This window comes from Mesorhizobium sp. LNJC405B00 (genome assembly GCF_000502615.1).
Taxonomy (GTDB): domain Bacteria; phylum Pseudomonadota; class Alphaproteobacteria; order Rhizobiales; family Rhizobiaceae; genus Mesorhizobium.
The window spans coordinates 19,591-34,126 of sequence record NZ_AYWC01000026.1; the positions used below are offsets into that span (position 1 = coordinate 19,591).

General features: G+C 60.6%; 13 protein-coding genes. 6 read left to right on the plus strand and 7 right to left on the minus strand.

Annotated features, from left to right (window positions below; all coding sequences use genetic code 11):
• Positions 1-286: 286 nt before the first annotated feature.
• Positions 287-922 carry a 5,6-dimethylbenzimidazole synthase gene (bluB, locus tag X756_RS138500; RefSeq protein WP_023685561.1) on the minus strand — a complete coding sequence of 212 codons (636 nt, stop codon included), beginning with the start codon at positions 920-922 and terminating at the stop codon, positions 287-289.
• Positions 923-1,941: 1,019 nt separating this feature from the next.
• Here bluB and X756_RS1000000169055 point away from each other — a divergent pair.
• Positions 1,942-2,256 (plus strand): hypothetical protein, encoded by a 315-nt coding sequence (locus X756_RS1000000169055; protein WP_023707027.1) that lies wholly within the window; start codon positions 1,942-1,944, stop codon positions 2,254-2,256.
• A gap of 1,124 nt (positions 2,257-3,380) precedes the next feature.
• Positions 3,381-4,136 carry a Crp/Fnr family transcriptional regulator gene (locus X756_RS138490; protein ID WP_023731597.1) on the plus strand — a complete coding sequence of 252 codons (756 nt, stop codon included), beginning with the start codon at positions 3,381-3,383 and terminating at the stop codon, positions 4,134-4,136.
• Positions 4,137-4,674: 538 nt separating this feature from the next.
• Here X756_RS138490 and X756_RS138485 read toward each other — a convergent pair.
• The 6 genes from X756_RS138485 to panB form a co-directional block, all read right to left on the minus strand.
• A complete protein-coding gene (locus X756_RS138485) occupies positions 4,675-5,649 on the minus strand; it encodes a hypothetical protein (RefSeq protein WP_023707029.1) in 975 nt (324 codons plus the stop codon).
• 170 nt (positions 5,650-5,819) lie between these two features.
• On the minus strand, positions 5,820-6,230 hold the full coding sequence (locus tag X756_RS138480) for a DUF2285 domain-containing protein (protein WP_023673629.1): 411 nt from the start codon (positions 6,228-6,230) through the stop codon (positions 5,820-5,822).
• 455 nt (positions 6,231-6,685) lie between these two features.
• Complete coding sequence (locus X756_RS138475) at positions 6,686-7,327, minus strand: acyl-homoserine-lactone synthase (RefSeq protein ID WP_023747265.1); 642 nt, start codon at positions 7,325-7,327, stop codon at positions 6,686-6,688.
• A gap of 92 nt (positions 7,328-7,419) precedes the next feature.
• Complete coding sequence (locus X756_RS138470; RefSeq protein WP_023673631.1) at positions 7,420-8,145, minus strand: LuxR family transcriptional regulator; 726 nt, start codon at positions 8,143-8,145, stop codon at positions 7,420-7,422.
• 93 nt (positions 8,146-8,238) lie between these two features.
• Complete coding sequence (gene panC, locus X756_RS138465) at positions 8,239-9,102, minus strand: pantoate--beta-alanine ligase (protein WP_023731599.1); 864 nt, start codon at positions 9,100-9,102, stop codon at positions 8,239-8,241.
• Positions 9,099-9,959 (minus strand): 3-methyl-2-oxobutanoate hydroxymethyltransferase, encoded by an 861-nt coding sequence (gene panB, locus X756_RS138460; protein ID WP_023707031.1) that lies wholly within the window; start codon positions 9,957-9,959, stop codon positions 9,099-9,101. Before panB ends, panC begins: the two co-directional genes overlap by 4 nt.
• A 162-nt stretch (positions 9,960-10,121) precedes the next feature.
• Between panB and X756_RS138455 the strand changes: the two genes are divergently transcribed.
• The 4 genes from X756_RS138455 (at position 10,122) to nadC (ending at position 14,524) form a co-directional block, all read left to right on the plus strand.
• A complete protein-coding gene (locus X756_RS138455; RefSeq protein WP_023673634.1) occupies positions 10,122-11,090 on the plus strand; it encodes a membrane protein in 969 nt (322 codons plus the stop codon).
• A 67-nt stretch (positions 11,091-11,157) separates the two neighbouring features.
• Positions 11,158-12,132 carry a quinolinate synthase NadA gene (gene nadA, locus X756_RS138450; RefSeq protein ID WP_023673635.1) on the plus strand — a complete coding sequence of 325 codons (975 nt, stop codon included), beginning with the start codon at positions 11,158-11,160 and terminating at the stop codon, positions 12,130-12,132.
• The gene (locus tag X756_RS138445) at positions 12,129-13,673 is read left to right on the plus strand and encodes an L-aspartate oxidase (protein ID WP_023673636.1); all 1,545 of its coding nucleotides are present in this window, start codon (positions 12,129-12,131) and stop codon (positions 13,671-13,673) included. The genes nadA and X756_RS138445 overlap by 4 nt, the downstream gene beginning before the upstream one ends.
• On the plus strand, positions 13,670-14,524 hold the full coding sequence (nadC, locus tag X756_RS138440) for a carboxylating nicotinate-nucleotide diphosphorylase (RefSeq protein WP_023673637.1): 855 nt from the start codon (positions 13,670-13,672) through the stop codon (positions 14,522-14,524). The genes X756_RS138445 and nadC overlap by 4 nt, the downstream gene beginning before the upstream one ends.
• Positions 14,525-14,536 lie beyond the last annotated feature (12 nt).

Sequence of the window (14,536 nt, forward strand, 5' to 3'; positions counted from 1 at the left end):
CCGGCGCTGCGCGGCCTCCAGTTGGTCGGCGTAGTGCGACGACATGGCGGGCGATCGTGGCGATCGGCACAGCCGCCCCGCAACAGAGGTCGACCACCTCCATGCCCGGCTTCAGCCCGGTTGTCGCAAGCGCCATCTTCGCTGCGGTCGCGCTTGTCATGCTGCTCTTTCCTGGCCTTTGCAAGAACACGAACCTCGGCTTCGGTCGGAATGGCAATGTGGCGAAGGGCGACCCGATCTGCGTCAAGCTCATCGCCAGGGAAGAGGCGAATGATGGGCAGCCCCACTACCGCCTGATCACCACCGGCGGCCGCCGATGTTCCCAGCATTCGCGTTCCAAGGTCGGCATGTCGTGCTCCTCGCTGGCATAGCCGAGGCAGAAATAGCCGATCAGCGTCCATTCGGGCGGCGTGTCGAGAATTTCGGCCATCTCGGTCGCATCGAGGATCGACACCCAGCCCATGCCGATGCCCTCCGCCCGCGCCGCCACCCACAGTGTGTGCACCGCCATGACGGCCGAATAGTCGATGGTCGCCGCCATGGTCATGCGACCGAGCCCATGGCCTTGTCGGGTCGTGCGGTCGGCGAAGACCGCGAACTGACAGGGCGCCTCGTCGAGCCCGGCAAGCTTCAGCCGGGCATAGAGTGCGGCGCGCTCTCCCGAAAAGCGCGTGAGCGCCTCGGCATTGCAGCGCTCGAAGCAGTCTCTCACGGCAGTGCGCCGCTTGAGGCTCTCGACGACTACGAAGCGCCAGGGCTGGCTGAGGCCAACGGAGGGCGCAGTGCTGGCGAGCTCGAGCAGGCGTTCCAGCGTACCCTCCGGCAGAGCCGTCGGCTCGAAGCGCCGCACATCCCTGCGCCAGCGCAGCAGCGTGATCAGCCCGGAGCGAAAATCGTCGGTGAAATCTGGAGGTGACGGCATGGCGGTCTCGTTAGGTATGTATTGGACACTAGGGAGTACAGTGTGGACAGCCTACTGCCGATTGCCAAGCTGGCTTGTTGCGTCCGACAATCGCGTCATGCGGCCCCAACCGCAAACGATAGAAAAATGTTTCCTCGTGGGCGGCGCTATTACGATGCAATCGACCAAGCCAGTTTCGATCAGCTCGCACCGCGGTGAATCGTGTACCAGGCCGTTGCTAAATGCGCCATTGACACTCAGGCGCACCCGTATCGCTCACCAGGCCTCCGAATGCAGAGAACGTCGGCCTGGAACGCGGAGACAGCGACAGGCATCTCAGCTTGCATATACTCGTTCCTGCCGCATCGCCCGCAACTCAGTTTGCTTCCGACCACGTCGGCCTCGACGTCCCCGAAGATTCCCCAGGTCATTCGGCAGATACCATCGTCTGACGTCATAGCGCCGCAGCGGACAGCACCAGCTGCCCAGTTCCATTTGGTGCATCGCTGAGCTTCCAGTCGCCACCGCAATTTCGTCTTCCACCAGCGTCAGGCATGACCCAAATTGGAGCTCATCCCTCTCACAGTCGATTCGCGCTTGAACTATATGTTCTACTTTCGTTCACTGTTCGGACGGCACATTAGAAAGAGCTGGAATGGAATCTATCATCAGCCCTCGACAGCCGCCAAAGGTGGCCGCTGTTCAAGCCCGCCGAAAAGTTTGGATGCCGTTCACAAGGGGAGAGCATTGGTGGGACCATGCCGGCACCATCTACCTCTTTGTTCTTCTCGGGGAACATCGCCCGGGCCAGTGGTCTCAATCGTGACCGGAGAGTAAAAATAACTGACGCGCATCAGGGCTCGCGCATGTGGAACGAGATGAGCATCCCAGTTACTGGCACATTCTACAATCAGCTACCAATTGACAAAACGTAAGGCAGGAGACGGTTGAGACGTGGAAGGTGTTCGACCGTCGTACCGCAGAGTCGCCATAAGTCGCATTTACGAGGTCCTGATATTTGATGCAAATGGCTGGGAACGTTGCTCACCCTCAACTCGGAGGTGACCGTTACCATCAACAGCGGATGGGCTGGTGCCGTCATGAAGTTGGAGGGCGACTTTCCTCCTCTAGCCGTTTTCGCAACCTATTCCGTCGCCGTCTCGGTCAAGATCATAGATATCGGTGCCTACGACAGAGACCGGCCCGTGTACGTATGCGGGACCATTGCCCTTTCCGGAGGAACAGTCGACATCGCTGGCGATTGGAACACAGGCGCCTGTGTAGTTAGGGTCGCAGGATTCTTGGCCATGAGCGCTGCTGATGAAGGACGCCAGACCCAGAGCGACCGCGCCTAGACGATGAAACCGCATCAAACACCCGCCAGCCAACACCCAAGAATTTTTAGCTCCATGCAATATTAGCGCTGGCTTGGGCGCCTATATATCACCACCAAGCTCCAAAGAGATAAGTTATTGCCCCACTGCAATGATCAAGATCGCGTTGAGGGTCGCGCGATGGCGGGCTACTTGATTTCGGTTTGGCAGATGCGCGGCCAAAGACCGACGCGTGCTGCCAGGCATATGCATCTGCGGCGGGGTTTGACTTTTGATATTGCGAGGCAGGAAGGTCGCTTGCTGTACAGAGGAGCTTATTGCCGAGGTCGAGAATCTTAGTGCCGATCGATGGTAGTGCATCCACATCAGTCTGATTTTCGACAGCCGTCGTCGAGCCGGAGTGCGCATCTCCCTCTGCGGTGAGGCCTCCGTAAGCGTCTGCGACGACCGACAGAGTCGACAACCACGCGCTTCGTTCAGCCCCCGAGGTGATCATGGCTGAAAGCGGTCCTACAAGGGCGGGCGATGTTAGCCGTCAAGGCCGACAAAAGGCAAACGCTGTGGGATCGTGTGCAGGGCGAGGTCGGCGTCCCGGTCCCGAATGAGCATAAGAAGGACAAGGCGGAATGGCTGAAGCCGGGACTGGTCGGCCGGGTCAGGAGGTCGAAGAGCGAAGAGAAGCTGCGCCACGCAAGGCTACCGGATTTCTGGGAGGATAACCAAAGAGCGCGGTCAGTCTTGGGTATATTGTACGATTGTTACCCAAGCGGCGGCCGGCATGGAACTCTCATCCTCGTGGAGCTAGGGTTGTGCTATGGCACAGCCCTTTCAATCCGCCCCAATGAGCGCTTCATTTCAGATGATCGTGGACCACTATGAGACAGCGGTTTCACTCCAGGAGCGCATTGTAACTCGCGCTCGACAAGTCGGCTTGGCGACCAAAAGCGATGACGAATTTCTGGAGCATCTGAATGCCGCGTTAGAGCGGGTGCGCCAAAGCTTGGCTCGGGCCGATTAACGTAATTGATTAAAAAATGGGACATCCGCGGTCGGCAGGCATACAGTGTGCCATCGACGGCAACTCTAAGGGCGTCCGTCGGCTGTGAGCGATCAACATGCTTCCGCCCCAATAGGGAGAGGGAGCTATGACAGACTCCAGTTCACAAACTCACACTGCCGCGCAACGCGACACCGGCCAAAATTCGATCTATCGCAATTCGCTGCTGCTACGAATGTGCTCGGCAGATTTGGCATTGCTGCAACCTCATTTCGAAAGCGTCTCCCTTGGGCTGAAGACGCATCTCGAAGTGGCGGGGTCACCAATCAGCACCGTGTACTTCTTCGAGAGCGGTCTCGGGTCAGTGGTGGGCGAGCTGCGGCCTGGTATCGAAGCTGAGATCGGAATCATTGGTTGTGAGGGCATGACCGGCTCAGCGCTTATCATGGGCGATGACCGGTCAACGCACGATTGTTACGTCCAATTAGAAGCCCGAGCCTTTGTTATCGACGCGGGCCTCTTCACCAAGGCGCTTCTGACAAGCCCAACCTTGCGAACCTTTCTGCTCCGCTACGTTCACTACTTTCACCTCCAGGCAAGCTTCACCGCGCTCAGCAATGCCCGGATGAACATAGTCGACAGGCTCTCAAGATGGCTGGTGATGTGTGATGATCGCGTCGACGGGAACAGCTTTGCGATTACGCACGAGTTCTTATCAGTTATGCTCGGTGTCAGGCGGCCCGGCGTCACCATAGCGCTGCAAACCTTGGAGGGCCAAGGTCTGATACGCTCAATGCGAGGAGAGGTAGTCATTCTTGATCGCGCGCGTCTAATTGCGCTGGCAGATGGGTCATATGGCAGGGCTGAAGCCGAATACGCTCGGCTAGTCGGCAAACTGCATTGATCGCAGGCGCCGCGGCGTCCGTAGCGCCGCGACGGTGATCGCCAACGAATGTGCTCGACAGGAGATGGTCGATCTCCTGCATTGGAGTCACGTAAGCCGCCTAGACAGAGCCTTCACCGCCGACGTTGCCGAGCATCGGGATCCAAGACGAAGCTGTCATGCCGGCACCGCTGCATGCGCCCCGCGAGGAACAAACCGCCCCTCGCCTTCGTTCAGGATCCCGAAGCACGATACGGCTGTGCACCACCTTCCGGCCACTCAAAGGAGACCCGAGACGACTTGGTCCGTAAAGGAGGTTTTCGAAGAGCATCTGAGGCTTCGCGCGGCAGGCGATATCGAGGAGGATCTCTTGGGCGCACTGCCATCTAACCTCGATTAAACAGGCACTGATGCGCTGGCTGGAGCAATGGCGAGACTCATTGCACCAGCCAAGTTCAGGGCATGTGCAGACAACCGCTTTTGGCCCGGAACAGATCGATTGGCGGCATAGCCTTATCTTTCCCTCACAACGGGAAGGCTGTTTCGGGACTTTTCGAAATCAGCGGATCACAGGCTCGCCATGGAAGCGGCGGCGCGATGGAGGAGAAACGCCGAAGCCAACTTCCATCATCAGCCGTGGCCTGTGCGACGGCACGGTGCCCATATGGAACCCGAACGGATCCTCGACGAAACCGAAACCGGCCATGCCGGTCAGCGTGACCGGACTCTGCTTGCCGTAGACGTCCAGAATCTCTTGCGCTGGATGGCCGACGACAAGCGTAAATTGGTGCTTGAGGGCACGGCGATCATGGCTGCCGCGAACATAGATATGCGGGCCGGTCCCCTCGTCGACGGGCACCAGATAGAAAAAGAACTTCAGCATCCGCCAGTCGTCCAGGTCGAAGTGGTATTTGCCGAGCGAAGCCAGGTTCTTGTCCGCGTCAGACGCCTGGCCGGTCGGGAAGCTCCACCAGACGCGCGTCGTGATCAGCGTCGCCTGGCCGCCGAGATAGTGCGCCGCGATATCCATGAGCAGCGGATCGTTTTGGATGGCAACGGCCGACTTACAGCCCAGAATGCGCTCGAAATAATGGCCGCTGAGCAACGGACGGCCAAATCGCGCCTCAGCCTCCGCATGCTCCGCCGGCATGAACTCGAGTCGGCGATCGAAATTGCCGAAACAAGGTGTGCACCTGGCGAATGCGGCTACATCTTCAGCCACCATTGCAGGCAGGACAAGGCCGGGAAAAAGCCCATCCATCCGCAGCGCGTCGACAACGTCGTGGCAATTGACACCGGCAAACATCGTGTCCTGGGCTCTTTGCGGCCTTCGGACCGGCTTTGCACCACGCCAGTGCATTCTCCGTGCCGGCATGGTGCGCGCTAACATGAACATGGGCAGCCACGCCGGGTTCTCGCGAATATCCGACAGGTAGGTCGGAATGCGTACGGCTATGCGACGCAGCATGCTGCCGTTTCGCGCGATTGTCTCAAGGCTTGCAGCGCCGGCTTTGTCGGAGTTCATAACGGTCATCGGGGTCCTCAGGTCATGAATGCACTTATCGACGAAGTTGGGTCCCGGTGTTTCGCCGAAACCCGATTCGCCGCGGAAGAACTAGGCGCTTGCCACGTTTTGTGCAACGCACCATTGCAGTGAGAAAATGGAGGTTGCGCGTTCGTATAAGACAATCGCAACCACTCCAATTACCTCAGGAACTGTCTGTAGCCGCCGCCCATCAGGTAGCGGCCGCGTTGGATGGCGCGACGTACCTGATCGCGAAGATGGCCGCCTGGATGACGCCAATCTTCTTCGACACGGCGTCTCCCGAACAAGGCAATGGCGACCTCCTGATGAGATGCTCCCGCCAGCGAGCCATCCAAAGCCTGCAGTACAATACGCAGACGCGCTCCGCGGTGTTCCGGCGGAAAGCAAGCAGCTGACACGCGGCGGCAATCATTGATGTCGTTCAGGAACTGAAGGGCAGCGACATGGAACTTGAGGTGCTGCGGCTGAAGGATTGCGTCGACATATAGCCGCAACGGGCGGAGGACGGACGCACCGGAAACGGCGATCTGCAGACTCCGGCAGTTCTCCCTCAGCAGCACGTGCTGCATGCCCGCAGCTGTCAGCAGGATGTCCTTGCAGCATGAGAGCGAAGAAAGGTGAAGCGGTTCAAAATCGTGGTCGAGCCCCAGCGGCTCCGCGGCCGCTCGTAGAATACAGGCGCAATCGCGCGGATCCCAAAAGACCCTCGCCGATGTAGCGTCCGACTGTGGCGCGTCCGCGAAAAAGGAGGCTCCATTGTCTTAGGAAAGCTGATTCTGTCGTCAACTCGATTATCTTCATGTCGGCCTGGGTTCCGACGAAGCAGGCGGACGGTGCCATTTTGGCGTGGTCGCGCTGGAATTGTGGATTGCGCCGAAGAAACTCCCAGGCCCAGCCAGTGCGTGGCAATCGTCTGGCGTAGTGGTAAGCGTCCTGGCGACGCCAGTCCGGCCAGCATACAAGGCCGACCGTCGCTTCCTTGGGCAAACCAGCATCCTTCATGGCACAGGTGTCCACAATGGCGCTATGCTGACGGGCCTAGAACCGGTTGCCACAGTACCGGTCCGCTCAGACGTCCCCTGCTGCGGATGCGCAAAAGGCTCGCGTGGGAAATCTCGAGAAACCCAGCCACCGCCTCCGTTTTGCCGACGCACTTGGGTTCTCCGATGCGCGACAATGGCCACGTAGCAAGGCGGAGGATCCGCTCCATGCGCGTGTCCGTCACCGTTACGATCCGGGTCAGATCCTTGGCCAAGCCGAACTCGATCATGCCCGCGAAGAGCTCGTAGNGCTCGTAGGTCGCCTGAGCCAGCCCGCCCGCTGCCTTGGGCGCCGACGGAGGAAGATCGAGCGCGAAACGACTGCTCTCCCATATGTCGGTGGTCGAGGGCACGACGTCAGCACCCAGCAGCACCGGGAAGGTGTCGCGCAACATTGTGGGTCCGGTGCTGGGCAAAAGACGCACGCAACCGCGAATTCGCCAGTCGGATCCTTTGAGGAGCAGATAGACAGGCTTGAGAGCATCAAACGGATCGGATTCCATCTGGTCTTCGGTATCAACTTCCCAATCGAGCCTTTCCTTGAACACCCGAAACCTGAGCCCGTGCATCTCTTTGAGCTCGCCTGCAAAATCACTGTAAAAGTCTGGTGCTATCAGTTGCATCATGGTCGCCTCCATGTGGGATGTGTTCCCGCCATCGAAGGGCAAAGCTGACAGCGATGCAGCCTGTAGAGGTTTACAGGTATCGTGGCTGAGAATCAGGATCTCGTCAGGCCGGAGGCAGCCATTCGTGCAACGGCTTGGTTGATCGTTCGAACGCCAAACTTTGCCTTGGCGTTTTCCAGATGAAAGGTCACGGTGCGCTTTGAGACGCCGAGAAGCTGGCTAGTATCCCAAGCCGACTTGCCGCGCGCCGCCCATTTCAGACACTCGAACTCCCGCGGGGTGAGCGTTACACCATCCACCACGCGATGATCGGCGAGCCTTCGCCGGACATGGATATGAAAGTTGATGGCCACCAGCTGCAATGCTTTTTCGTAACGTGCCAGTGACCGCAACAGAGGCGGACGGGACTCGTCGGAAGCAAAGGTCAGGGCAGCAAACCGGCCGAGATGATCATGCATGGACATCGTCAGGCCGCCGCAGATGCCAAACTCAGCCGCACTCTCTAGAATTTGTTGCTGCGAATTCGGCAGACCGTGCCGAGCGCGATCCACACCCCAATCGAATGTATCCCAGCCTTGCAGCCCGCGCAGGATGACCGGATCGAGACTGTGGTACCGCTGTTGCAGATAACGTGACGTCCAGGATGAAGGATAGTTTGAAATCAATTGGGGGGCGTCGCCGGAGGCTGACGGGTAGGTGAAATAGGCGAATAGCGGGAAGTCGAAGCCGGCTGCAGCGGAGGCCATTGCCTCACAGAGATCGGCAGCATCAACACTTGCAGACAGTTGCTCGACGAAGTTCTCAAACACGCGATGCATGTGTCCTGTGCGTAACCTCCGTAACGCTCAATGCTAGGCAGAGACCTTGTTTTAGATGATCCCGGACGAATACGGCGCGTGCCGAGAACGTGGCTAATCTGTTGAACCAATCCGAAATAGTCTGACGTTGTCTATGAGCCGTGTGCCGCCGAGCCAGGCGGCGGCAAGCAACCGTGCCGGTCGATCGAGGCTTGTTATCGGGTGCAGATCTGCCTCATCGCGAAGTTCCAGGTATTCGACCTCGCGATAGCCTGCAGCCAGAATTGCTGCGCGAGATTCTGCAAGCGTTGGCAGGATGGGTGAGCCGCGCTGAAGCCGCTCAGCCGTCTTGAGCAGGACCGATGATAGCTTGGGAGCAACAGCGCGTTCCGCTGGCGAGAGCCGCACATTGCGCGATGATAACGCAAGACCGTCGGCTTCGCGGACTGTCGGACAGGCAACAATGGTGATTGGAATATCCAGATCCCGGGCCATGCGCCTGACCAGGTGAATTTGCTGAAAGTCCTTTTCGCCAAAGAAGCCGAAGTCAGCGCTGGTCTGCAGGAAGAGCTTGGCGACGACGGTCGCCACGCCGTCGAAATGCCCCGGCCGGAATGTACCGCACAGGCCTTCGCTGACACCGCAAACCGAAACGGTGGTGGCGAAGCCCGCCGGATACATCTCCTCTGCAACTGGCGCATAAAGCAGGTGCGCGCCAACCGGTGCCAGTTTGGCGGCATCCTCGTCCTCGGTGCGGGGATACGCGGCAAGATCGGCCTGGCTGTTGAATTGCTTCGGGTTGACGAAGAGCGTCACTATCACACGGTCTGCCTTCTCGAGTGCAGCGCGCACCAGGCTGAGATGGCCCTCATGCAGGACGCCCATCGTTGGCACCAGGGCTATCCTCACACCTTCGCAGCGCCATGCGGCGACGCTTTCGCGAAGCTGGTCAACGCTCCTGACGATCGGCACGCTCACGCTGCTTCTCCGCTCTTGGTGGCGTCCGTGTCGGCGGGCTTGGGCGCATCGGCAAACACGTGCTCTGCGGCGGGAAACTGGCGCTCCTTCACCTCGCGCGCATAGGAAGCGATCGCAGCCGCAGCCGCCTCCCGGAGTTCAGCATAGCGCTTGACGAACTTGGGCCGGAAGTCGCCGAAGAGGCCCAGCATGTCGTCGACGACGAGAATCTGGCCGTCACAGGCTGCCGAGGCACCGATGCCAATGGTCGGGGTCGCCACCTCCTTGGTGATCCGGCGGGCGAGCGCCTCAGGAACCTTCTCCAGGACGACCGCAAAGGCGCCCGCTTCGCCCACCGCAATTGCGTCGCGCCTGATGCGCTCGGCATCCCCGCCCCTGCCCTGTACGCGGTAGCCACCGATGGTGTTGATGGCCTGCGGCGTCAATCCGACATGGGCCATGACGGGCACGCCGCGTGCGGCGAGGAAGCCGATCGTCTCTGCCATCGCTTCGCCGCCTTCGAGCTTGACGGCCGTGCAGCCGGTCTCGGCCATGACGCGCGCGGCATTGCGGAAAGCCTGCTCTGGGCTTTCCTCGTAGGAACCGAACGGCAGGTCGACCACCATCAGCGCCTGCTTGATGCCACGGCGCACCGCCTGGCCGTGCGTGATCATCATCTCCAGCGTGACACCGAGCGTCGAGGGCAGGCCGTGGAGAACCATGCCGACGCTGTCGCCGACGAGCACCACATCACAATGGGGATCGACAAGCCGGGCGACTGGGGTGGTGTAGGCGGTAAGGCAGACGAGCGGCGTCCCACCTTTGCGCGAACGAATATCCGGCGGTGTGATCGCCCTGGTGTCACCATAAGCGCTCATGGGACCCTCCTTCCCCTACGTTACCAGCTGCGGCTGTCGCCTTTGGCACATTTTTGTGCAGGTGCGAAGAGCAAAAAAATGGCCATGCAGCTGCGGGGTGTTGACGTGCCAATTGGCACGCTTACACTAAATCGATTAAGGTGCCCCCGAGTTGGCCAAATAATGGACGATCAGGCAATAGGACTCAGGAAAGACAGAGCCGCCGGCAAGGCCGACAACGTCAAAGTGGACTTGATCGCCTTTGTGGTCGCCGTAAACGGCAGTCAACCCTGTGTCCTCACCATCGGCCAGGCGGACACCTTGCCCTCCGGTCCCTTTGCGCTTGAGCACCGATCGCTGCAATCCGGCTTGAGGGGGTGGGTCGAGCAGCAAACCGGCCATCGGCTGGGGTACATTGAGCAACTCTACACGTTCGCGGATCGGGATCGCATCGGCGCCGAGCGCCAGCAGCGCGTCATCTCCATCAGCTATCTCGCATTGACGCGCAAGGAACAGGCAGCGGGCTCGCCCAAGTGCGGATGGCAGAGTTGGTATGAATATTTTCCATGGGAGGACCACCGCTCCGGCACGCCTGCGGTCGTGCTGGACGTTCTGCGGCCGCGCCTGATCGAATGGGCAAACGGGGTTGGCGATTCGGCCACGCGACGTGAACGCTGGCAGCGGGCGACGATAGCCTTTGGCTTCGACGACCGCCTTTGGAACGAGGAACTCACGCTTCAACGCTATGAGTTAGTCTACGAAGCAGGCCTGGTCCAAGAGGCCGTAAGAGGGCGGGACGCAGGACCCCCGCCGCTGGTGCCCAGCAAGTCCATGGTCGCCGATCATCGCCGCATCGTGGCGACCGGCATTGCGCGGCTGCGCTCCAAGATCAAATACCGCCCAGTCGTCTTTGAGCTGATGCCGCCGGTCTTCACGCTTTTGCAGCTGCAGCGAACCGTGGAGGCGCTCGCCGGCAGGCTCATCCACAAGCCGAACTTTCGCCGACTGATCGAACAGCAGGAGCTGGTCGAGGAGACCGGAGAGGCCACCACTGAGACCGGCGGCCGGCCAGCGAAGCTTTTCCGTTTCCGCCACGCCGTTCTCGACGATAGGCTCATCGCCGGGACAAAATTGCCGCTGGCGCGGGGTTGACATCCCTTATACTCACAGCAAGTATATGCTGGTTATTTTCAGTTAGAGTATAAGCGGGAGGGGGTCGATGGGCGCCATGCTGCCTACGGCCGCGTTGCTCTACGAGCGCGTCCGACGAGTGATCCCGCCGATTGAATGGCCGGCTTTCGCCGAGGATATCGAGGCGATCCTTGCGCTGAAGCGCGAGCGCAACGCGATCATCCTGGCGCACAATTATCAGACGCCCGAGATCTTCCACTGCGTGGCCGACATCGTCGGCGACAGCTTGGCACTAGCCCGCACGGCTGCGACGGTCGAGGCGCAAGTCATCGTGCTGGCCGGCGTCCATTTCATGGCCGAAACGGCCAAGCTCCTCAATCCGGGCAAGACCGTGCTCATTCCGGATCTCAGCGCCGGTTGCTCGTTGGCGGACTCAATCACGGCAGAAGACGTGCGCTTGATGCGCCAGCGTTATCCCGGCGTTCCGATCATCACTTATGTAAATACGTCCGCCGAAGTGAAGGCCGAGTCGGATATCTGCTGTACATCCGGCAACGCCAAGGCGGTCGTCGAATCCCTTGGGGTTCTCCGGGTGATCATGTTGCCGGACGAATATCTGGCCCAGAATATCGCCGCTCAGACAGATGTGCAGATCATCGCCTGGAAAGGGCGTTGCGAGGTGCATGAGCGCTTTACACCGGCCGACATCCGCGAGTTGCGCGAAAGCCATCCCGGCGTGGTCGTGCTCGCCCATCCCGAATGCCCGCCCGACGTCGTGGCTGAAGCAGATTTTTCCGGCTCGACGGCTGCCATGTCCGACTATGTCGAAAGGCAAAGGCCGCCACGTGTCGTGCTGATGACGGAATGCTCAATGAGCGACAACGTCGCGTTAGCGCACCCAGAGGTCGAGTTCATCCGGCCCTGCAATTTGTGCCCGCATATGAAGCGGATCACGCTTGCCAACATCCGCACGGCGCTCGAGCAGAACCACCATGTCGTAACCGTCGAACCCGGGATCGCCGGGCGCGCGCGGCTAGCGGTCGAACGGATGCTGGCAGTTTGAGCGCCGACCTCCGCAGCTTCTTCGGGCGGCCCATCATCATCGGCGGCGGCATCGCCGGACTGATGACCGCGCTTCAACTGTCGCCGGAGCCGGTGCTTCTTCTGTCAAGGTCGCTGCTGGGAGCTGACAACTCGAGCACCTGGGCCCAGGGGGGCCTGGCTGCAAGTTTCGGCGAAGACGACGATCCGGCAATGCACCTGGCCGATACGATTGCCGCCGGGGATGGTCTCTGCGACAGAGACGTGGCGAGCCGCATCCTCCAAGCCGCGCCCAAGGCCATAGAGGGGCTTGCGGGCTTTGGGGTTCGCTTTGACCGCAGGCCGGAAGGATCACTGTGCCTCGGATTGGAGGCCGCACACAGCCGACGTCGCATCGTTCATGCGCATGGGGACGGCACCGGGCGTGAGATCATGCGTGCGCTGATCGCGGCTGTGCGTTCCACTCCGTCGATAGTTGTCGTGGAGGGCGTGGAAGCGCGCCGGCTCGCAGTGCGAGAGAATGCGATCCGAGGCGTCTGGGCGAGCTGTTCGATCGCACCTTTCTTCTTCGGCTCACGGCGGGTGGTTCTCGCCACCGGTGGCATCGGGGGACTGTTTCTCGACACCACGAACCCTTGGGGCAGTTGCGGACAAGGCCTTGCGCTTGCGGCCCGCGCTGGAGCTGTCCTAGCCGACCTCGAATTCATTCAGTTCCACCCGACCGCGCTTGACGGCCCAGAACGCCCTATGGCGCTGGTCAGCGAGGCTGTGCGAGGCGAAGGTGCTGCCCTGATCGATGAAACCGGCCAGGCTTTTCTCCAGAGCGTGCCCGGGGCGGAACTTGCGCCTCGCGATGTCTTGGCCCGCGCCGTGTGGAACCATCTTGCGGACGGCCACCATGTTTTTCTCGATGCCCGACAACGGCCAGGCCCGGCATTCGCTCGACATTTCCCGACAATCGCATCAGCCTGCCTTGGAGCGGGCATCAATCCCGCGCGCGATCTCATCCCCATTCGTCCGGCCCAACACTACCACATGGGTGGCGTTGCCGTGGACAGCTCGGGCAGGACCTCCGTCAAGGGGCTGTGGGCCTGCGGCGAAGTCGCTTCGACAGGACTGCATGGCGCCAACAGGCTCGCCAGCAATTCCTTGACGGAGGCAATCGTGTGCGCCCGCTGGGTCGCTGAAAGCGTCGCCGGAACGCCTGCGCGCAGAACAAGGCCTGCGTTTGCGAACGTTTACCCACCGCCCGCTCCGATAGCCGTGCGCGTTTTTCTGTCGCGCGCACTCGGCATCGTCCGGGATGGTCAAGCGTTGAAAGCAGCCGCGCGTGCCTTATTGCCGCTCGCCGAAAGCAAGGATGCGGTCTCGGATCCGGCGGCTGTCGGGCTAATGATTGCTGTTGCCGCCTTGTTGCGCGAAGAAAGCCGCGGCGCTCATTACCGGACAGATTTTCCTCATCATGCGACTGCCGCCCGACGGTCCGAAATCACGCTCGAAGCCGCCTTGGCGGCTGCGCGGGAACTCGGACACTCGCCAAGCTCCGAAGGTGCAAAGGGATGATGCTCTCACCGCTCCCCACGGTCCTGCTTGAGCCGCTTGTACGGGCATCTCTTCTTGAAGACCTTGGCAGAGCCGGCGACTTGACCACGGACGCCATCGTCCCGAAGGAATGCCAAGCGGGAACCGTGTTGGTGGCGCGACAGTCCGGAGTTGTCGCCGGCATCGATCTGGCGATGCTCGCTTTCGGCTTGATTGATCCTGGTGTCGAAATCTCCGTGGAGCGGGCAGACGGCTGCAATGTCGTGGATGGAGAGGTCATTGCATCAGTGGTTGGCCCGGCCCGGGCCATTCTCACAGCCGAAAGGACGGCACTCAATTTTTTGTGCCATCTGAGCGGCATCGCCACAGCAACGGCATCGATGGTCGCTGCGGTTCGTGGATATGGCGCGAAGATCGTCTGCACCCGCAAGACGACGCCCGGATTGCGGGCAGTCGAAAAGTATGCCGTGCGCGCAGGTGGCGGGTCCAATCACCGCTTCGGCCTGGACGATGCAATTTTGATCAAGGACAACCACATCGCCATCGCAGGCGGCGTCCGGCCAGCGCTCGAGCGAGCACGAAGAGCGGCCGGTCATCTCGTCAAGATCGAAGTCGAGGTCGATACTCTGGCCCAGTTGGAGGAGGTACTTGGCTTCGCTCCCGATGCGGTTCTGCTCGACAACATGTCCCTCCCCGATCTTCGCCGCGCCGTCGCAATGGTCGGTGGCCGCGCTATCACCGAGGCTTCTGGCGGGATCACGTCGCATACAGCGCGAGCGGTTGCCGCGACCGGCGTTGATCTGATTTCGGTCGGCCGACTCATCCACAGCGCGCCGATCCTGGATATCGGCCTCGACCATCGGGGCTCATGATTGTCTGAGTAA

Coding starts and splice junctions, on each gene's coding strand:
- bluB (WP_023685561.1), bottom strand. CDS start 922: ATGCCGTCACCTCCAGATTTCACCGACGATTTTCGCTCCGGGCTGATC.
- X756_RS138490 (WP_023731597.1), top strand. CDS start 3,381: ATGACAGACTCCAGTTCACAAACTCACACTGCCGCGCAACGCGACACC.
- X756_RS138485 (WP_023707029.1), bottom strand. CDS start 5,649: ATGACCGTTATGAACTCCGACAAAGCCGGCGCTGCAAGCCTTGAGACA.
- X756_RS138480 (WP_023673629.1), bottom strand. CDS start 6,230: ATGCAGCACGTGCTGCTGAGGGAGAACTGCCGGAGTCTGCAGATCGCC.
- X756_RS138470 (WP_023673631.1), bottom strand. CDS start 8,145: ATGCATCGCGTGTTTGAGAACTTCGTCGAGCAACTGTCTGCAAGTGTT.
- panB (WP_023707031.1), bottom strand. CDS start 9,959: ATGAGCGCTTATGGTGACACCAGGGCGATCACACCGCCGGATATTCGT.
- X756_RS138455 (WP_023673634.1), top strand. CDS start 10,122: ATGGACGATCAGGCAATAGGACTCAGGAAAGACAGAGCCGCCGGCAAG.
- nadA (WP_023673635.1), top strand. CDS start 11,158: ATGGGCGCCATGCTGCCTACGGCCGCGTTGCTCTACGAGCGCGTCCGA.
- nadC (WP_023673637.1), top strand. CDS start 13,670: ATGATGCTCTCACCGCTCCCCACGGTCCTGCTTGAGCCGCTTGTACGG.